The organism is Diaphorobacter caeni (genome assembly GCF_015354245.1).
In the GTDB taxonomy this organism is placed as follows: Bacteria; Pseudomonadota; Gammaproteobacteria; order Burkholderiales; family Burkholderiaceae_C; genus Diaphorobacter_A; species Diaphorobacter_A caeni.
On record NZ_JADKYZ010000001.1, the window covers coordinates 1 to 17,856 of the forward strand.

The window sequence follows — 17,856 nt, forward strand, 5'->3', positions numbered from 1 at the left end:
CTTTTGCGATTTTGTATAAGCAAATCATAAGCCATCCACATAATTTTAACAACACGTTTTTACGATTTACATCGGGAAATCAACCCTTGTTTAGGCAGCAGTTACCCACATGGTTTTACGAATACCCAAAAAACATAAGCAGCCCACCATCAACCAAACTGAGCGGAGGTACGCAAAATGGCAAATCTGAACGAAAGTCTGCAAGATCTGATGTCCCTGGAGGGTGCAATGTGTGCCGCCGTGGTCGATTACAACAGCGGCATGATGCTGGGCAGCATCGGCACCGGCGTGGATCTGGAACTGGCAGCCGCCGGCAACACCGAAGTGGTGCGCGCCAAGATGAAGACGATGAAGGCACTGGGCCTGAACGACACCATCGAAGACATGCTGATCACGCTGGGCAAGCAATATCACATCATCCGCCCTTCGTCCAAGCTGGCCGGCATCTTCATCTATTACGTGCTGGACAGCGGCCGCGCGAATCTGGCCCTGGCACGACGCAAGATCAATGATGTCGAATCCAAGATGACCATGTAATCCGGTCACTTACGACAGAATTCTCAAAAAACGGGCCCTGCGCCCGTTTTTTGTTTTTGTGGTTTTGTTTTGTCGTTTGTACGAAGCCTGAGAGCTTCGCTGGTGGAGCTGCTTGCCGTTGTGGCTGGCGGTTCTGGCGCTCGCTGCGCTTCGTGTGCCCGCTCCGGCTGCCGGGGTCAGCCTGCGATCAACGGGGCGCGGAACTGGTAGCCGACCTTTTGCTGGGACTGAAGCGGCACCGCCAGTGGCGTGACGCGTTCGATGCGGCGGCGCAGGCGGTAGATGGTGGCGTGCAGACTGTTGTCCGACTCCGCGGCGCTGGTGCCTTCGAGCAGTTCGCGGATCTGTTCGCGGGTGACGGTGGCGCCCTGAGCCTTGAGGAAGCAGTTCATGAGGATCAGGTCGGTGGGGCTCAGCTCCACCGTCTGGCCATCGGGGGCCGTGAGGACGCTGCGGCGCTTGTCGAGTTTCCAGGCGGTGGCCGTCTTGGCCGTGGTCATGATGCGGCGGTGCACGGCGCGGATGGCGAGCTCGACCTGCTCGAAGGTGACGGGCTTGGTGAGGTACATGTCGGCACCGGCATTGATCACTTCGGCGAACACCTCGGGGCCGAGGCGGCCGGAGACGATCAGCACGCCCGCCTGAGTGCGCTTGCGCAGGATGCGGATGAGCTCGGCGCCGTCCACGCCGGGCAGCATCAGGTCGAGCACGTAGAAATCGAAGCGGTACGGCGCCATGTCCGCGAGCAGGTCGCTGCTGTCGCTGTAGGCCTGCACTTCCACGCCCTGGGCACGCAAGTGCTGCGCGAGGAATTCGCAGTATTCGGTGTCGTCGTCGACCAGTGCAAGGGTGACAGGCAGCATGGATGGTGGCTTGTTCTGATGGGTTGTCGTTGGCGCGGACGGGTCTCCTGATCAGTCCGCCAGCCCTTGGGGAATGACGAGTCGCATGATCGTTCCTTGCGGCTCGTTAGGCAATGCCTCTACTGTACCTTGATGCAGCTGCACCACCGAGCGAACGATGAACAGGCCCAGCCCGGCCCCCGCCCGGTTGCGGTTCTCGCTGCCGCGTGAGCCTTTTTCGAAGAGGCGCGGCCGCAGCTCGTCGGAGATGCCCGGGCCGTTGTCCAGCACTTCGATGATGAGCGCGAGCGGGTCGTCCGATTCGGAGATGCGCAGCGTCACCTGAGATCCTTCGGGCGCGTAGGAGAGGGCGTTGTTCAGCAGGTTGCGGATGGTCAGCCGCATCAGCGCAGGGTGCAACTGCACGGTGCGGGTGTTGGTGTCCCATTGTTCGTTGATGCGCGGGCGCAGGTCAGCGGCGATGTCGTGCATCACGAGGCGGATCAGCGTCGGCAGGTCGGTGTCGCTTGACGAACTCGCCTTGCCGCCGACGGCCAGAATCGTTCCGGCGGCGAGCGTGTTGTCCAGCGTCCCGATGACCTGCTGCAGCACATGCTCGGCGCGGGACAGGGCCTTGGTCGCCGGGTCGGTGTCCTTGAGGTGCAGGTCGTCGATGGCCTTCATCGTCGCCTGCATGGCGGCTGAGGCGTTGTTGAGCGGCTGGCGGATCTCGTGCGACAGCAGCTGCAGCATTTCGTTGTGCTCGGTGAGCATCGCCGTGCGCCAGTCGAGCAGGGCGCGCAGCTTTTCGACCTCCGCCCCGTCGCCGCGCCGCTCCTCCATGTCGTGCTGGAGCTGCTGGATCTGCTCCCGCTGGCGCTCCAGAATCTGCTCGCGCAGATGCTCGCGCGTCGCGTCGGTCATCACCATCATCACGCCCTGAACGGCAGAGTCCGACTGTGCGAAGTGCGGCAGCTGCGGCGAGAGATGCACATGGCGCCACTGCTGGACGCCGAGCCGGTCCTGCTGCATGTCCACAAACTGGGTGACCTGCCCGCGCGCGGCGCCGTCGAACTGCGTCCTCCAGATGCTCAGGTAGTCGGCAGGAAGCAGCTCGGCGAGCGTGCGCCCGATCACGTTGGCGGAGTCCAGCCCGAACCAGGTGCACCATTCCGGCGTGGCCATGCGAAGGCGCGTGTCCTTGCCCCAGAACGCCAGATTCACAGGGGTTTGCCCGAATAGTCGAACCAGTTGCCCGGGGGCATACCAGCTCTCCGCCTGCATCTGTGTCTGTGCCTGGGCAGGGGATTTCGCGGAACTGTTCTTGTTGGGTGATGTGGATGTGGGCATCGTGATGGCTGGAGCTTTGGGGCACATTTGCTCAAAGTGGGAACCAGCCGTTGATAATAGGCCCGAATGCAGGTGCGCGGTGGGTGCGGAGGTCGCATTCCACAGTGTCTGCAGGCAGGATGGCCGCAGCCGGAAATCAGCTTTTCATGGATCGTCTCAAACAGCTCGAATCATTCGTCGCGATAGCCACGCGCGGCAGCCTCACGGCGGCGGCCAAGCTCGAAGGCGTGGCCCCCGCCATCATGGGGCGCAGGCTGGATGCGCTGGAGGAGCGTCTCGGAGTGAAGCTGCTGGTGCGCACCACGCGCAAGCTGTCCCTCACGCACGAGGGCATTGCGTTCCTCGAGGACTGTCAGCGCCTGCTCGCCGATCTCGCGAGCGTGGAGGCCAGCGTGAGCGCCGGCGGCGTGAAGGCCACAGGACATCTGCGCATTACCGCTCCGGCCGGATTTGGCCGCCGCCATGTGGCGCCGCTTCTGCCGCAATACCGAGAGCTGCATCCCGAGGTGACCATCTCGCTGAATCTGAGTGACCGCGTGGTCGACCTGACCGGCGAGGGCTATGACTGCGCGGTGCGCGTGGGCGATCTGCCCGATTCGTCGCTGGTCAGCGTGCGCGTCGCCGACAACCGGCGCCTGTGCGTGGCGACGCCCGAATACCTGCGTCGGCGCGGCACGCCGGAGCACCCCTCGGAGCTGGTGCAGCACGACTGCCTCACGCTGTCGAGCGAGGCCTCGCAGACGCGCGGCTGGGCGTTCCGGATTCCGCAGGGCGACGGATCGGGCGAGGTGGTGCATTTCAAGCCGGGCGGTCCGCTGGACTGCTCGGACGGGCAGGTGCTGCACGACTGGTGTCTGGGTGGCTGGGGCATCGCCTGGCGCAGCACCTGGGAGGTGGAGTCCGAGATCGAGGCCGGTCGCCTCGTGCCGGTGCTCGAGGACTTCGCCGCGCCGCCCAACGGCATCTTCGTGGTGTTTCCCCAGCGCAAGCACATGCCGCTCAGAGTGCGGCTGTGGATCGAATATCTCAAGCAGAAGTATGCGGAGCCGTCTTTCTGGCGACGCGACATTCACGGCTGAACGCAGCGGCATTTTTTCCCGCAGCCCCCGGCCCGACAGTGAAAAGCGAAAGGATTGAGCAATGCAAGGTGTGTCGATTTCCGCAGATTTCATGGGTTTCGAATCAAACGCTGCCGATTCGCCCGCCGCCGCTCCGGCGTGGGGCCGCTTTGGCGCCGCGCTCGTGACGAGCGCCTTGCTGCTCGTGCTGTCCACCGGCTGCACGCTGATGCAGAAAGAACCAGCCCAGCCGCGTGAAGTGCAGGCGGGAACCGTCAGCGTGACGACCGCGAATCCCGACAGCTTCACGCCCGTGCCCGCAGCGCAGCGCGAAACCAAGGCCGCTCGCCGCGCGTGGGTCGAGTCGCTCAGCGAACATCTGGCCGATCGGGTGGCCGAGGCGCTGACGAGCGGCGAGCGCGCCGAGATCCACATCTCCGACATCCGTCGCGCCACCGCCATGTCCGGCGCGAACCAGGAGGTCGTGCCACCGCGCATCGCGCTCACGTACAAGCGCCTGTCGCCCAAGGGCAAGGTGGTGCAGTCGGCCGCGCGCACGCTGCAGGACACGTCGCTGCAGCTCAAGGGCCGACGCTACGAGGGTGATCCGCTGCGCTACGAGAAGGCGCTGGTCGACGACTGGGTGACCAGAGAATTCGCGGCGGTGAGCAAGTAGCGGGCAACCAGCAACGAAGCAACGAAGTAACGCGAACGTCATCAAGCCTTCGCTCAACTTGCACAACATGCATGAGGGGCCGGACCGGCGCCATGCCGCGCGCTGCAGCCCTGTTCTTCAGTCATCACACTTCATTCAGAGGAGCCGACAAGATGCTGCTGTCCCCAACCATTCTGGTGTCCAAGGAAGCTTTGAACAGCGAGGACAGCTATGACCTCATCGAGTCCAACATCGACAGCGTCAACGAGCTGCTCGAGCGCCTCGTCGAATACGAGGAAATGTCGCCCGAGGCGCTCAAGAGCTACTACGTCGACTACTACCTCGCGCAGGTGAAGAACGGCGGCTTTGCGCAGTTCATCTACAACATCGGCTGCGATGGCGAGATCATCGAGCTGGTCCGGCAGGGCCTAGCCGACATGCAGGCCACACGCCATGCTGCGCTGCTCGACAAAAGTCTGGAGATCATCGAGCGGTTCAGCGAAGAGGAACTGGACCGCTTTCTCGACGGTGAATTCTTCGGCGAGAACGCCGAGCGCGATGCGCTCAACGAATTCAACGGTGAGTTCTACGACCTGAACGAGCACGAGGATCTGGTGGACTTCAACAGCCGCTGGCTGCGAGGGCATCCGCAGTTGCAGGCGATGTCCGAAGCCGATCTGGAGGCCGCGTTTGAAGCGATCGTCGAGAAGATTCCCGATCTGGAAGAGCGTGTCGCCGAGGCGCAGGAAAATCAGCCGCGCTATGTGAAGGTGATCGACGAGCTGTGCGAGATCTCCGGGCAGGAGCTCGACCGCATCACGGCGGGCGATCCGACTCATCGGCACGAGGGCAAGGACGTACTTGCCTGGCACTTTCTCACGGACGCGGGGCACTTCTACATGGTCGATCTGGGCGACAAGGCCCTGATGTTCGAGGCCGACAGCCACAAGCTGGTGGCGGAAGCGGACGTGTCGTTCCTGGACCCCGATGAAGACGATTGATCGGCACGGTCACTCTCTTCCTTTCCCGTCATCCCAATCCATCATCCGCATCATCACCACTCCACCCAACCCATGACCACTGAAGCCCTGCTGGCCTATGCCCACATTCTGGCCATTCTCACCATGACGGTCTTTCTTGCGAGCGAGGCCGCGCTGTGCCGCAAGGAATGGATGAATGCCGCCGTGGTGGAGCGCCTGGCGCGCGTTGACCTGATCTACGGAATTTCGGCGGTCGTGGTGCTTCTGACCGGGGTGGCGCGCACCTGGTGGGGGATGAAGGGGGCTGAGTGGTATTGGACGCAGCCGCTGCTGCACTTGAAGGTGACGCTGTTCGTCGTGGTGGCGCTGATGTCGATTGGGCCGACGGTGCGTTTTCTGCGGTGGCGCCGGAAGCTGCGGGCGACCGGGGAGTTGCCTTCCGAAGTGGAGATTCGGAACACGCGGCGCTTGGTGATGATCGAGGCGCATCTGGTTGCGCTGATTCCGCTGGCGGGGGTGTTTTTGGCGCGCGGGGTGTTTACCAAGTAGGCTGCTGGCCTTGCCTATGGTGGAGGCCGGGAGTTCCGCCCGGCGGCGGAGTCACCTTTTGCTTGCGCGCAAAAGGTAACCCAAAACGCGCTTTGAAGTCCTCCGGCGGAACTCGACTGCGCGCTGCGCGCTCCGCTCGGACAACCGCCGGAAGTCAGTTTGGAAGAGGGGTGCTCGGCACGTTGCTTCGCTCGTGCCGCATCTCGCGGCTTCGCGAGGTGCTTTTCGTCAGCGGACGTTGAGCAAGAGCCGCCTCTTGGTGAGGCGGCTTTTGGGGCTGATTAGGCTGGCTTGTTGCTCAGGCAGTCTTTCATGAACGCCTTGCGCTCGTCGCCCTTGAGGTTTTTGGTGCCAGCGTCGGCGTTGCAGGTCTTCATCTTGTCCTGCTGAGTGGTCTTGGCGGGTTTGTTGGAGAGGCAGGACTTCATGAATGCCTTGCGCTCGTCGCCCTTCAGTTCCTTGGAGCCGGCATCGGCGTTGCAGGTGGCCATTTTTTGCTGCTGGGGGGTGGCTTCCTTGGCGACCACGGGGGTGGCGATGGTGGCGAAGGAAAGGACAAAGCCGACAGAGGCCAGGGCGGGAAGCAGTTTCTTCATGTTGATCTCCTGCAAAAACGACAGAATTGACCCGAAAAAGGTACGGGGCACTCAGCATAACGCGTCTTGATATGCCTCAGATGACGCGGGCACGTAAAATTGGCGGATGCTCTCCGTCAAACTGGAATTGCTCGCGGCTCTGGCTGCCGAGCTTGAAAAACTTTCGCCCGGCGCCGGTGCGCGCGCGGCTTTTGAAAACCCCAAGGTGGCTGCGCACGGCGATTTCGCCTGCACGGCTGCGATGCAGCTGGCCAAGCCGCTCAAGGCCAACCCGCGCGCCTTGGGTGAACAATTGAAAACCGCGCTGGAGGCGACGCCCGCTTTCCAGAAGTGGGTGGACGCTATCGAAATCGCGGGCCCCGGTTTCCTGAACATTCGCTTGAAGCCCGCTGCCAAGCAGGAAGTGGTGCGCGAGGTGCTCTCGCAGGGCGTCAAGTTCGGCTTCCAGCCTGATCGTGGCGAGAACATCCTTGTCGAATTCGTCTCTGCCAACCCGACCGGCCCGCTGCACGTTGGTCACGGTCGTCAGGCGGCGATTGGCGACGCCATCAGCAACCTGTATTCCACGCAGGGCTGGAAGGTGCACCGCGAGTTCTATTACAACGACGCGGGCGTGCAGATCGACACCCTCACCAAGAGCACGCAACTGCGCGCCAAGGGTTTCAAGCCGGGCGACGAATGCTGGCCGACCGATGCGGAAAATCCGCTCGCCAAGAATTTCTACAACGGTGACTACATCGCCGACATCGCCCAAGCGTTCCTGAACAAGGAAACCGTCAAGGCCGATGACCGCGAATTCACCGCCAATGGCGATGTCGAAGATTACGAAAACATCCGCAACTTCGCGGTCGCCTACCTGCGCAATGAGCAGGACAAGGATCTGCAGGCGTTCAACCTGAAGTTCGACGAGTACTACCTCGAATCGAGCCTCTACAAGAACGGCTACGTGGAAGACACCGTCAAGCGTCTGATCGACAGCGGCTACACCTACGAGCAGGACGGCGCGCTGTGGCTCAAGTCCACCGAATTCGGTGACGACAAAGACCGCGTGATGCGCAAGACCGACGGCACGTACACCTACTTTTTGCCCGATGTGGCCTATCACATCCAGAAGTTCAAGCGCGGCTACGGCAAGGTCGTGAATATTCAGGGCACCGACCACCATGGCACCATCGCCCGCGTGCGCGCCGGTCTGCAGGCGGCGAACGTCGGCATTCCGAAGGGCTACCCCGATTACGTGCTGCACACCATGGTGCGTGTGGTGCGTAACGGCGAAGAAGTGAAGATCAGCAAGCGCGCGGGCTCGTATGTGACGCTGCGCGATCTGATCGAATGGACCAGCAAGGACGCCGTACGCTTCTTCCTGCTGTCGCGCAAACCCGACACCGAATACACCTTCGACGTCGATCTGGCCGTTGCGCAGAACAACGACAACCCGGTGTACTACGTGCAGTACGCCCACGCGCGCATTCAGTCAGTGCTGCGCGCTTGGCAGGAGCAGGGCGGCGCGGGCGTTCCGGCGCTCAAGGATGTCGATCTGTCGGCGCTGGAAGGCCCGCAGGCGCAGGCTTTGATGCTGCTGCTGGCCAAGTACCCCGAGATGCTGACCGCCGCTGCGGTCGGCAACGCGCCACACGATGTTACTTTTTACCTGCGCGATCTCGCGTCGGCGTACCACTCGTACTACGACGCAGAGCGTATCCTCGTGGATGATGAAAAGGTCAGGCTGGCACGCTTGGCGCTGGTCGCCGCGACCGCGCAGGTGCTGCACAATGGACTGGCGGTATTGGGCGTTTCCGCACCGGAGCGCATGTAAATCGAGTGACAAATCAACGGATTTATGAACGTTAACAAGCAACGTGGCGGGCTCATTCTGGGGCTCATTCTGGGCGTGCTCATCGGTCTGGCGGCAGCGCTGGCCGTGGCCGTCTATGTGACCAAGGTGCCGGTTCCTTTCCTGAACAAGAACGCCACGCGCGGAACCGATCAGGACGAGGCCGAGGCGCAACGCAACAAGAACTGGGATCCGAACTCCACGTTGTACGGCAAGAATCCGGCGAAGACGGCTCCTGCGTCGAGCGCTGTGGACGCCACCAAGGCGCCACCGGCCGTCACCGGCACCGTGACCCCGGCGCCCGCCCCGGCACCGGCCGCTTCCGCTCCCGCTCCAGCTCCCACGGCGGTCGCGTCCGCGCCCAAGCCGGCGGCCTCGTCGGCGACGCAGACGGCGCGTCCCGCTCCATCGGCGACGAGCAGCGATCCGCTCGGCGATCTGGCACGTGCCCGCGCGGCCGCGGCGCCCGCTCCGGCTCCTGCTCCGACCACCTCCGATCCGTTCGACTATTTCGTGCAGGCCGGGGTGTTCAGCAGCCAGACCAACGCCGACGCGCAGCGCGCCAAGCTCGCGATGCTGGGCTGGGAGGCCCGGGTGAGCGAGCGCGAGCAGAGCGGCCGCACCGTGTTCCGCGTGCGCATCGGTCCGTTCGGAAAGCGCGACGATGCGGACTCTCTGAAGGGCAAACTGGACGGAGCCGGGATCGATACCACCTTGGTTCGTGTGCAACGCTGAACTTTTTTGCCGCGTATCGCTCACAATCACCAGTAGCCACAAAAAACTGAAGAGGAATGTTCAATCCATGAAACGCCGCGAGTTTTCCCTGTCCACCGCTTCGGCGGTCGCCGCATCCGCCCTGACTCTGCCCCTGTCCATGAACGCGCAGGCGCAAGTGCGCGCTTTCAAGGAAGGCAAGGACTTCATCAAGATCAAGAAGCCCGTGGCTACCGACGCGCCCGCAGGCAAGATCGAGGTGATCGAATTCTTCTGGTACAGCTGCCCGCACTGCAATGCGTTTGAGCCCGCTTTCGAGGCATGGGCCAAGAATGCGCCCGCCAACCTGAGCATCCGCCGCGTGCCGGTGGCGTTCAACGCGAGCTTCGTGCCCCAGCAGAAGCTGTACTTCGCGCTCGAATCCATGAATCTGCTGCCCAAGCTGCACACCACGGTGTTCCGCGCGGTGCACGTGGAGCGCAAGCCGCTGAACAAGGACGATGCGATTTTCGAATGGATCGGCCAGCAGGGCGTGGACGTGGCCAAGTTCAAGGAGGCGTACAACTCCTTCAACACGGCCAACCTGCTGCGCAAGGCGGGTCAGCTGCAGGAGAGCTATCAGGTCGAAGGCGTGCCTTCGATGGGCGTCGCCGGCAAGTACTACACCGATGGCACGCTGGCAGGCAACATGCAGAGCGTGCTTCAGGTCGTCGAGTACCTCAGCACCCTCAAAGCCTGATCTTTCCGATCTCCTCAAAAAGCGCACCTTTGGTGCGCTTTTTTGTTTTGTTTTTACGCTGCCCTTGGCAGCGTTGGTCCATCGTTTGGGGGCACCGATACAGCCCCTCATGCGTCGTTGCGAAGCCTTGCCGTAGAAGAACTACTGTCTGCGGCTTCGACGCCTGGCCTGAGGGGCTGTATCGGCGTTGTGGCTGTGGGGTGGAAACTCTGCACGCTGCTGTCGCCTGTTGATTAGAGAAATACGGCGCTCATTTGAGCGTGTTGGTACGCTGTTTTTTTGGGGCTTTACATTTTTGTTTCGCAGTGGATGAATCGACTTCAGGCACGCAGGCGCGCCGGGTTCAGTACAATGGCCGAGCAAGATTCATGCCCTATGAAAACCAGACTTATCCCGCTTCTTTTCAGCTGCCTGTTGGCCCTTGGCCCTGCCGTGGTGCATGCGGAGCGTGCCGACCGCGACAAGCCCATGAACATCGAGGCCGATACGCTGCGCCACGATGAGCTCAAGCAGATCAGCGTGTTCACCGGCAATGTGGTGATGACCAAGGGCACCATCGTGCTGCGCGGTGCCCAGCTCGAGGTGCGGCAGGACCCTGATGGCTTTCAGTTCGGCACGGTGACGGCCGCGGCTGGCAAGCGCGCGTTTTTCCGTCAGAAGCGCGATTCGGCGCCGGGCGCACCGCATGAGTATGTGGAGGGCGAGGGCGAGGTGATCGAGTACGACGGCAAGGCCGACATCGTCAAGTTCATCCGCCGCGGCGAACTGCGCCGCTATCGCGACACGGCGATGACCGATCAGGTCAATGGCGCGCTCATCGTCTACAACAACATCACCGATGTGTTCACCGTGGATGGCGTGAAGAACAGCACGTCCGCACAGACGACACCGGGCACGCCTTCGGGGCGCGTGCGCATGACGCTCACGCCCAAGGAAAAGCCGGCCGACGGCGGGGCGCAGGCGCCCAGGCCCGAACGCAACGGCGAACCGCCCGTGCTGCGCCCCAGCACCGAATTGAGCAATGGCGGCAGCAAGTGAGTGTTGACGCAGTGAAGAACCATGAACGTCGTGAGCCGACCCTCGCCGAGGGCCGGCCATCGGGAATCGACGAACACAGCCGTCTTGAAGCCCTGCACCTGGAGAAATCCTACGGCAGCCGCAAGGTGGTCAAGGACGTGTCGCTGTCGGTGCGCAAGGGCGAGGTGGTCGGTCTGCTCGGCCCCAACGGCGCGGGCAAGACGACTTCGTTCTACATGATCGTGGGCCTGGTGCGCAGCGACGCGGGCGAGATCTACATCGATGGTCAGTCGGTGCAGGACCTGCCCATCCATCGCCGCTCGCGCCTTGGCCTGTCGTATCTGCCGCAGGAAGCATCGATCTTCCGCAAGCTCAACGTCGAGGAGAACGTGCGCGCCGTGCTGGAACTCCAGCAGGACGAGAACGGCCACGCGCTCTCGCGTGCCGTGATCGAGGAGCGCCTCACGAGGCTGCTGCAGGAGCTGCGCGTCGACCATCTGCGCCAATCACCCGCGCTGGCGCTGTCGGGCGGTGAACGCCGCCGGGTGGAAATCGCCCGCGCGCTGGCCACGCAGCCGCGCTTCATCCTGCTCGACGAACCGTTCGCGGGCATCGACCCGATCGCGGTGATCGAGATCCAGCGCATCATCGGCTTCCTCAAGGAGCGCGGCATCGGCGTGCTGATCACCGACCACAACGTGCGCGAGACGCTCGGCATCTGCGACCACGCCTTCATCATCAGCGACGGCCATGTGCTCGCGCAGGGTACACCGTCCGAGATCGTCGACAACGCCGATGTGCGCCGGGTGTACCTGGGCGAGCACTTCCGCATGTAGTTGGGTGACATGGGCAAAGTCTTGAAGGTGAATATCGCGAAACAAGGCTGCAGGCCATGAAGCCGGGACTGTCGCTTCGGGTCTCGCAGCATCTGGCGCTCACGCCACAGCTGCAGCAGTCGATCAAGCTGCTGCAGCTCTCCACGCTGGAGCTGGAACAGGAAGTCGAGCAGATGCTCGACGACAACCCGTTTCTGGAGCGCAGCACCGAGGAGGCTGCGCGCGAGGAGTTCGGGCTCGAAACGGCCGACCAGCCCGCCAGCGAAGACGCGGGTGAGGCGGACGGCGCGCTGTATCAGGCACCGACCTCCACCACGTCGACGAGCACCGATGAATCCTCGGCTGCGGAATCCGACGCGCCCTCGGCAGGCTCCGAGGTCTCCGAGCAGGTCGACTGGGAAGGCGACGGCACCGTCGAGATGGCCCCCGACGACGGCGAATGGGGCGGCGACGCGCCCGCGCGCAACAACACCAGCGGCTCCGGCGACGAGGAGGTCGACGCCATCGATCTCGCGGGTTCGCACGAATCGCTGACCGACCACCTGCACCGCCAGGCGCTCGCGCTGCACCTCTCGGACATCGACAGCGCGGCCGTGCGCTTTCTCATCGAATCGCTTAACGATGACGGCTATCTCGAGGAATCACTGGCGGAACTGGCCATCGCACTTGCAGGCGCGGACGCACCGACCGAAGAGCTCGAGGAACTCGTGCACCGCTTCACCGTGGCGCTGCGGCTGCTGCAGAGCCTCGATCCCGCAGGCGCGGGCGCGCGCAACCTGAGCGAATGCCTGTCGCTGCAGCTGCATGCGATGAACCTCGACGAAGAGGGTGATCCGGCGGTGATCGAAGTCGCGCTGCGCATCTGTCGCGACGCGCTCGATCTGCTGGCGCGCAAGGACGTCAAGCGCATCATGCAGACCTGCGCGGCATCCGAGGACATCACGCGCGCGGCGATGAATCTGATCGCGCGGCTCGAGCCCCGCCCCGGCCGCCGCTTTGCCGATGTGCAGCGCCAGATCATCGTGCCCGACGTGATCGTCAAGAACGTCGGTCGCGGCGCGCAGATGCGTTTCACCGTGCAGCTCAACGCCGACGTCATGCCCCGTCTGCGCGTGCACGACGTCTACGCCAACGCCCTGCGCGGCCAGCGCGGCAACGAGGCCAATGCCGGGCTGCAGCAGCGACTGCAGGAGGCACGCTGGTTCATCAAGAACGTGCAGCAGCGCTTTGACACCATCCTGCGCGTGTCCACCGCGATCGTCGAGCGCCAGAAAAACTTCTTCGTGCACGGCGAACTCGCCATGCGCCCGCTGGTGCTGCGCGACATCGCCGACGAGCTCGGCCTGCACGAGTCCACCATCAGCCGCGTGACCACCGCCAAGTACATGTCCACGCCACAGGGCACGTTTGAACTCAAGTACTTCTTTGGCTCGGGCCTTGGCACCGAGACCGGCGGCAGCGCGTCGAGCACGGCGGTGAAGGCGCTGATCAAGCAACTGCTCAGCTCCGAAAACCCCAAGAAGCCGCTGTCCGACAGCAAGATCGCCGACATGCTCGCGGAGCAGGGCATCGAATGCGCCCGCCGCACGGTCGCCAAGTACCGCGAAGCGCTGAAGATTCCGCCCGCCAATCTGCGCAAGGCGGTCTGAGGGCGTCAACACGCTCTAATCTCCCGAAAAACAGAATCCCATGGCCCGCATCATCTTCGACCTGCCCGACCACTTCGCCTTCAGCACCGAGGTGCAGATCTACATCAGCCATGTGAATCAGGGCGGACACCTCGACAACGCGCAGCTGCTGAGCCTGGTGTCGGAGGCGCGTCTGCGCTTCTTCCAGGAGATCGGCTTTCCCGAGGCCGACCTGCCGGACATCTCCATGGTCGTCGGCGACATCGTCGCGCAATACAAGTCCGAAGGTTTTCACGGCGAGGTGATGCTCATCCGCATGACGCCCGCCGACTTCAACCGCTACGGCTTCGATCTGGTGTTCAGCGTCACCGAGAAATCCCAGGGCCGCGAAGTCGCGCGCGGCAAGACCGGCGTGGCCTTCGTGAGCAAGAGCAGCCGCGGCGTGGTGCCGATTCCGGAAGCCACGCATCGCAAGCTGCTGGCGATGCAGCGCACGGCCTGATCGTCGCCGCACGCCCTGCGCCTATGCAGGGATGGCTTGGTGTCTTACAGCAGGCACACACAATCACACAGACTCCTGCGCAATTGCTCCTAGCATGTGACTGAACCCTTGGGCCTGTTTCAAGGTCCATCCCACAGATCACTCGAACGCGCCGTGATCGGTGCCGCGTGCGGCGCTGCGGCGAGGGAGAAGCGTCATGCACAGGACGTTGAAAGACATTCTGTACACAGCCGTCGCGGGAGTCCTTGTCCTGACTGCTGCGCCAGCGGGTGCCCGAGAGCTTCCGAACGTCGATGCGCTCGCGGCCTCTCCTTCTCCTGTGTCCACCAAGGATCTGCGGCAGGTGGAGCGGCCTCCTGTCTCGGTGAAGCGGGCGACTTACGATGAGCGTCTGGGTCTCGCCAACTTCGTCTGGCTCGACCCCGCCCGCACGCCCCTGACACCGATGCTCAAACGTGTTCGCGCTGCGGGTGACGCCGTTCCCGCGGCGCGCGAGGAAATCAAGGCGCTTGCCGGACTCTACGGACTGACCCCTGCCGAGGCGGATGCCGCGCCCGTGCTGCAACAGCAGACGCTGGCGAATGGTGGGCGTCTGGTTCGCTTTGGTAACCAACGTGACGGAATCCCGGTGTTCCGCGAACATGCCACCGTGCTGCTCGATGCGCAAAGCCAGGCGCTCAACGTGGGGGGCTTCGTAGGCGGAACCCGCGTGGCGGCGGCGCCCAAGACGGCACGCGCGGATGGCGTCGCGGCGAGCCTGACCCCTGCCATGGCCGTGCAGGTGGCGCTCGGGGATTTCGACTTTCCTGCGGACACCGCAACCCGGCTCGTCGAGCGCGCTGCAGGCGGCGGTGACGCATCTGACGAATATCGATGGCTGTCGCTTCCCGCCGATCAGCGCGGCGCGCAGGGCGGAGTGCTGGAGCAGCCCGCGCGTTATCGCGCCGTCTGGTTCCGCATGCCGCAGGGGCTGGTGCCCGCCTACTATCTGGAGCTGCGGGTTCTGGAAGCCGGCGTGCACCATGCCTTCGCCTACGTGATTGCGCGCGAAGGCGGCCAAATGCTGTTTCGCAACAACCTCACGTCCCACGATGCGGCGGTCACGGGCACGCCGGATGCCGCATCACCGTCCGTCAATGTGGTGCCCCCGTCCTTCACATATGGCGTGTGGGCCGATCCGCTGACCGGCGTCCCCTTGCCGGGGCCTCAGGGGCTGGACCTCAACCCGTATCCGGGAGCCGGTCCTGACGGCCATTCGGCGAGGCTGGTCGGGCCCTCGCGCGTGTCGTTGGCGAGCGCGCCGTCGTTCTCCCGCGGCGACCCATGGATGGAGGAGCCGCGCGCTGACGGGTTGGCCTTCACCAGCGGCAACAACGTGCGTGCCTATGCGGACGTGAAGAGCCAGGAGGGCTATTCCGGCATGCCGCTGGACAGCATGACCTCCTGCGTTGCGGGTGCGCAGGCGGTGAGCGCGGATTTCTATGGCTGCACCTCGAATCTGACGTTCGACTTCGGCTACGACTTTGCCGCCGATCCGCTGAAGCATCAGGGGCAGGCCGCGAGCTCGGTGACGAACTTGTTCTATGTCATCAACTGGCTGCATGACTGGTTCTACGACGCGGGCTTCGACGAGGCCGCAGGCAATGCGCAGGCCCGCAACTTCGGTCGCGGCGGACTGGAGGGGGACCCCATTGATGCGCGCGCGCTGGTCTACACCGTGCGCAACAATGCCAGCATGGAAACGCCCGCCGACGGCGCCTCGCCGATCATGCGGATGCATGTCTTCGACATCGGTGGCGTGCCGCGCAGTGCGGCGCTGGACAACACGATCGTCGCTCACGAGTGGGGGCATTACCTGAGTCGTCGCCTGATCGGCAATGCCAACGGCCTGACGACCCGTCTGGGGGCGGGGCTGGGCGAAGGTTGGGGAGACTTCGTGGCGCAGCTTCTGACGGTGACGGATGCCGACCGGCACAAGCCCGGCAATGCGCAATTCGAAGGTGCCTACGCGCAGGGAGCCTACGCCAACGCGAACAGCGTCCATCCGGCGATCGACCATCGCAACGCGGCGTATTTCGGCAGTCGGCGCTATCCGTATTCCACCGACATGGCGAAGAATCCATTGACCTTCAAGCACATTCAGGACGGGGAGCCGCTGCCCGCTGACGTGCCCGTGAACCAGTCGGTCATCGACGGGCAGGCGCGCGCCGGATATGGCAATGCCGAGATCCACAACGTCGGCGAGGTCTGGGCCAACATGCTCTGGGAGTGCTATGCGACGCTGCTGAACCGGCACGCCTTTGCCGACGCGCAGCGGCGCATGAAGTCGTATCTGATCACCGGGCTCAAGCTCACGCCGGTCAATCCCACCTTCACCGAGGCGCGCGACGCGCTGCTCGCGGGAATGGCGGCCAACGATCCGCAGGACTATGCGAGCTGTCTCGGCGCGTTCGCCAAGCGTGGCGCGGGGCTGGAGGCCGCAGCGCCGGACCGCAATGCGGTGGACCTGCGCGGCGTGACCGAGAGCTACCGCTCCGGCCCCCTGCTGGTGGTGGAGGGCATGCAGCTGTCGATGTCGGACCCGGAGGCTCTTCGCTGTGACGCGGACGATCTGCTCGATAACGGTGAAACTGCCGTGTTGAGCTTCCAGCTGCGCAATCTTGGAGATTCCGGCATCGGCGACGTGTCCGTGGCGCTGAGCTCTGATGATCCGCATGTGAGCTTCCCCGGCGGCAACCCGGTCGCGACGCCGGAGGTGATCGCCCCGGGACAGTCGCGGGCGCTGCGCGTGCCGGTCCATCTGTCGGGAATGCCGACACATGCCTACGCGCGCATCCACATCCAGCCAGCGGCTCCCGATGCGATGGTGCAACTGCGCGGGCAGGCGATGTCCGTCTGGTTGAACGCGGACATTGAGACTCTGAACAGCACCGTGGATGCGGTCGACGTCTGGCCAGGCGGCATGGATCTGGCGGGCTCGCCGTGGACGGTGGCAGGGGATGGCGGCGAGCACTGGTATCAGCTCGCCGTGCCCAATGCGCGCGCGATCTCGGCGATGTACACGCCGGAGCTGAAAGTGGGAGCCGCCGAAGATCTCGTGCTGACCTTCGATCAGGAATATGACTTCGGCGACGACGCCACCAACGGAGGGCAGCTTCTGCTCTCGCGGCCGCATTCGCTGGACAGCGCGCTCGGTGCCGGGCAGGTGGCGTACACGGGAGTGATCTGGTGGATGAGAGACGGCGTGCCCAACACCAATCTGCTGCGCAATCAGGCCGCGTTCACCGGGCGCTCCAACGGATGGAAGCGCCATGTGACGGTGAATCTGGGGCGTGAGTTCGCGGGCCAGACCTTGCGTCTGGGCTGGCGTGCAGGGTCGGCGGAAAAGGCGCAGAGGGACGTGTCGCAGTACTGGCGCATCGACAACATCCGCATCGCGGGACTTGCCAGCCCGCCATTCGCATCGATCCGGACACAGGCACAAACATGCAGCATCCCCGCAGCGTCGGATGACACGCAGCCCTTGCCTGCTCCGGGTCAGGTGACGGATCAATCCACGGTGGCGGAACCCGCCGATGCGTCCATCCCCCAAACCGCGCGCACGAACGCAGGGGCAGGGGCGGGGGCGGGGGCGGGACTCCATCCGCAGATCCCCGCGCTGGTCGAGGCCGCAGTGGCCGACAGCGACAGCGGCGTGCCGGCGCTGAGAGCGCGCACCCGTGTTGACCAGAACGACCTCCATCTGCTCAACGCCGTGATCGACGATGGTCGTCCCGCAACGGCGGATGCGGATATGGATGCGGGCGCCGATGTCGCGCCCCTCCGCAGCGTTGTCCGGGCTCAGGCAGATGCACAGCTCACCGCTGTCCCGACACTCTCGCAATGGGGTCTGGTGGCACTGACCCTGGCGATGGCCGCTGCAGGGCTTCTGCGTACCCGCAAAAGCACAACGGACCGCAGGCACTGAAGCATGCGGTCCGTCGCGGGAGAAGCGGTGCCGGTAATCCGGCGGCCCTGCA

Annotated in this window: 16 protein-coding genes; 13 read left to right on the plus strand and 3 right to left on the minus strand. The window is 63.9% G+C overall.

Translation table 11 applies throughout. The features are described 5' to 3' along the window. The first annotated feature begins 177 nt into the window (after positions 1-177). Positions 178-537 (plus strand): hypothetical protein, encoded by a 360-nt coding sequence (locus ISG32_RS00005; protein ID WP_194768994.1) that lies wholly within the window; start codon positions 178-180, stop codon positions 535-537. A 176-nt stretch (positions 538-713) separates the two neighbouring features. On the opposite strand, the gene ISG32_RS00010 is transcribed toward ISG32_RS00005, so the two are convergent. Together ISG32_RS00010 and ISG32_RS00015 are read right to left on the minus strand one after the other, a co-directional pair. After that, positions 714-1,400 carry a response regulator transcription factor gene (locus ISG32_RS00010; RefSeq protein ID WP_194768995.1) on the minus strand — a complete coding sequence of 229 codons (687 nt, stop codon included), beginning with the start codon at positions 1,398-1,400 and terminating at the stop codon, positions 714-716. A gap of 51 nt (positions 1,401-1,451) precedes the next feature. Then, positions 1,452-2,729, minus strand: a complete 1,278-nt coding sequence (locus ISG32_RS00015) for a sensor histidine kinase (protein WP_228529502.1) — start codon at positions 2,727-2,729, stop codon at positions 1,452-1,454. A 146-nt stretch (positions 2,730-2,875) separates the two neighbouring features. On the opposite strand from ISG32_RS00015, the gene ISG32_RS00020 reads away from it, so the two are divergent. The 4 genes from ISG32_RS00020 to ISG32_RS00035 all read left to right on the plus strand — a co-directional run bounded on the left by ISG32_RS00020 (position 2,876) and on the right by ISG32_RS00035 (position 5,971). Next, the gene (locus tag ISG32_RS00020; protein ID WP_194768996.1) at positions 2,876-3,808 is read left to right on the plus strand and encodes a LysR family transcriptional regulator; all 933 of its coding nucleotides are present in this window, start codon (positions 2,876-2,878) and stop codon (positions 3,806-3,808) included. 91 nt (positions 3,809-3,899) lie between these two features. Beyond that, positions 3,900-4,463 carry a DUF3016 domain-containing protein gene (locus ISG32_RS00025; RefSeq protein WP_194768997.1) on the plus strand — a complete coding sequence of 188 codons (564 nt, stop codon included), beginning with the start codon at positions 3,900-3,902 and terminating at the stop codon, positions 4,461-4,463. 152 nt (positions 4,464-4,615) lie between these two features. After that, on the plus strand, positions 4,616-5,443 hold the full coding sequence (locus ISG32_RS00030; protein WP_194768998.1) for a DMP19 family protein: 828 nt from the start codon (positions 4,616-4,618) through the stop codon (positions 5,441-5,443). 72 nt (positions 5,444-5,515) lie between these two features. Continuing rightward, positions 5,516-5,971: a DUF2214 family protein gene (locus ISG32_RS00035; RefSeq protein ID WP_194768999.1), complete on the plus strand. Its 456-nt coding sequence runs from the start codon at positions 5,516-5,518 to the stop codon at positions 5,969-5,971. A gap of 281 nt (positions 5,972-6,252) precedes the next feature. Here ISG32_RS00035 and ISG32_RS00040 read toward each other — a convergent pair whose 3' ends face one another. Next, a complete protein-coding gene (locus tag ISG32_RS00040) occupies positions 6,253-6,567 on the minus strand; it encodes a PsiF family protein (RefSeq protein WP_194769000.1) in 315 nt (104 codons plus the stop codon). 106 nt (positions 6,568-6,673) lie between these two features. Here ISG32_RS00040 and argS point away from each other — a divergent pair, with 106 nt between their 5' ends. The 8 genes from argS (at position 6,674) to ISG32_RS00080 (ending at position 17,804) form a co-directional block, all read left to right on the plus strand. Continuing rightward, positions 6,674-8,383 (plus strand): arginine--tRNA ligase, encoded by a 1,710-nt coding sequence (argS, locus tag ISG32_RS00045; protein ID WP_194769001.1) that lies wholly within the window; start codon positions 6,674-6,676, stop codon positions 8,381-8,383. Between the two features lie 24 nt (positions 8,384-8,407). Continuing rightward, the gene (locus tag ISG32_RS00050) at positions 8,408-9,136 is read left to right on the plus strand and encodes an SPOR domain-containing protein (protein WP_194769002.1); all 729 of its coding nucleotides are present in this window, start codon (positions 8,408-8,410) and stop codon (positions 9,134-9,136) included. A gap of 67 nt (positions 9,137-9,203) precedes the next feature. Further along, entirely contained in the window at positions 9,204-9,854 is a 651-nt protein-coding gene (locus ISG32_RS00055) for a thiol:disulfide interchange protein DsbA/DsbL (RefSeq protein WP_194769003.1), read from the plus strand. Between the two features lie 375 nt (positions 9,855-10,229). Continuing rightward, positions 10,230-10,892 carry a lipopolysaccharide transport periplasmic protein LptA gene (gene lptA, locus ISG32_RS00060; RefSeq protein WP_194769004.1) on the plus strand — a complete coding sequence of 221 codons (663 nt, stop codon included), beginning with the start codon at positions 10,230-10,232 and terminating at the stop codon, positions 10,890-10,892. Positions 10,893-10,957: 65 nt separating this feature from the next. Continuing rightward, positions 10,958-11,707 carry an LPS export ABC transporter ATP-binding protein gene (lptB, locus tag ISG32_RS00065; protein ID WP_194769668.1) on the plus strand — a complete coding sequence of 250 codons (750 nt, stop codon included), beginning with the start codon at positions 10,958-10,960 and terminating at the stop codon, positions 11,705-11,707. Positions 11,708-11,763: 56 nt separating this feature from the next. After that, positions 11,764-13,356 carry an RNA polymerase factor sigma-54 gene (locus tag ISG32_RS00070; RefSeq protein ID WP_194769005.1) on the plus strand — a complete coding sequence of 531 codons (1,593 nt, stop codon included), beginning with the start codon at positions 11,764-11,766 and terminating at the stop codon, positions 13,354-13,356. Between the two features lie 40 nt (positions 13,357-13,396). Further along, the gene (locus ISG32_RS00075; RefSeq protein ID WP_194769006.1) at positions 13,397-13,837 is read left to right on the plus strand and encodes an acyl-CoA thioesterase; all 441 of its coding nucleotides are present in this window, start codon (positions 13,397-13,399) and stop codon (positions 13,835-13,837) included. 196 nt (positions 13,838-14,033) lie between these two features. Further along, the gene (locus ISG32_RS00080) at positions 14,034-17,804 is read left to right on the plus strand and encodes an IPTL-CTERM sorting domain-containing protein (protein ID WP_194769007.1); all 3,771 of its coding nucleotides are present in this window, start codon (positions 14,034-14,036) and stop codon (positions 17,802-17,804) included. Positions 17,805-17,856 lie beyond the last annotated feature (52 nt).

Bases quoted from the DNA above. Each gene is read 5' to 3' on its own strand.
- ISG32_RS00005 (WP_194768994.1), top strand. From the start codon at position 178: ATGGCAAATCTGAACGAAAGTCTGCAAGATCTGATGTCCCTGGAGGGT.
- argS (WP_194769001.1), top strand. From the start codon at position 6,674: ATGCTCTCCGTCAAACTGGAATTGCTCGCGGCTCTGGCTGCCGAGCTT.
- ISG32_RS00070 (WP_194769005.1), top strand. From the start codon at position 11,764: ATGAAGCCGGGACTGTCGCTTCGGGTCTCGCAGCATCTGGCGCTCACG.
- ISG32_RS00055 (WP_194769003.1), top strand. From the start codon at position 9,204: ATGAAACGCCGCGAGTTTTCCCTGTCCACCGCTTCGGCGGTCGCCGCA.
- ISG32_RS00020 (WP_194768996.1), top strand. From the start codon at position 2,876: ATGGATCGTCTCAAACAGCTCGAATCATTCGTCGCGATAGCCACGCGC.
- ISG32_RS00040 (WP_194769000.1), bottom strand. From the start codon at position 6,567: ATGAAGAAACTGCTTCCCGCCCTGGCCTCTGTCGGCTTTGTCCTTTCC.
- ISG32_RS00050 (WP_194769002.1), top strand. From the start codon at position 8,408: ATGAACGTTAACAAGCAACGTGGCGGGCTCATTCTGGGGCTCATTCTG.
- lptA (WP_194769004.1), top strand. From the start codon at position 10,230: ATGAAAACCAGACTTATCCCGCTTCTTTTCAGCTGCCTGTTGGCCCTT.
- ISG32_RS00025 (WP_194768997.1), top strand. From the start codon at position 3,900: ATGGGTTTCGAATCAAACGCTGCCGATTCGCCCGCCGCCGCTCCGGCG.
- ISG32_RS00030 (WP_194768998.1), top strand. From the start codon at position 4,616: ATGCTGCTGTCCCCAACCATTCTGGTGTCCAAGGAAGCTTTGAACAGC.
- ISG32_RS00035 (WP_194768999.1), top strand. From the start codon at position 5,516: ATGACCACTGAAGCCCTGCTGGCCTATGCCCACATTCTGGCCATTCTC.
- ISG32_RS00075 (WP_194769006.1), top strand. From the start codon at position 13,397: ATGGCCCGCATCATCTTCGACCTGCCCGACCACTTCGCCTTCAGCACC.
- ISG32_RS00010 (WP_194768995.1), bottom strand. From the start codon at position 1,400: ATGCTGCCTGTCACCCTTGCACTGGTCGACGACGACACCGAATACTGC.
- ISG32_RS00015 (WP_228529502.1), bottom strand. From the start codon at position 2,729: ATGCCCACATCCACATCACCCAACAAGAACAGTTCCGCGAAATCCCCT.
- ISG32_RS00080 (WP_194769007.1), top strand. From the start codon at position 14,034: ATGCACAGGACGTTGAAAGACATTCTGTACACAGCCGTCGCGGGAGTC.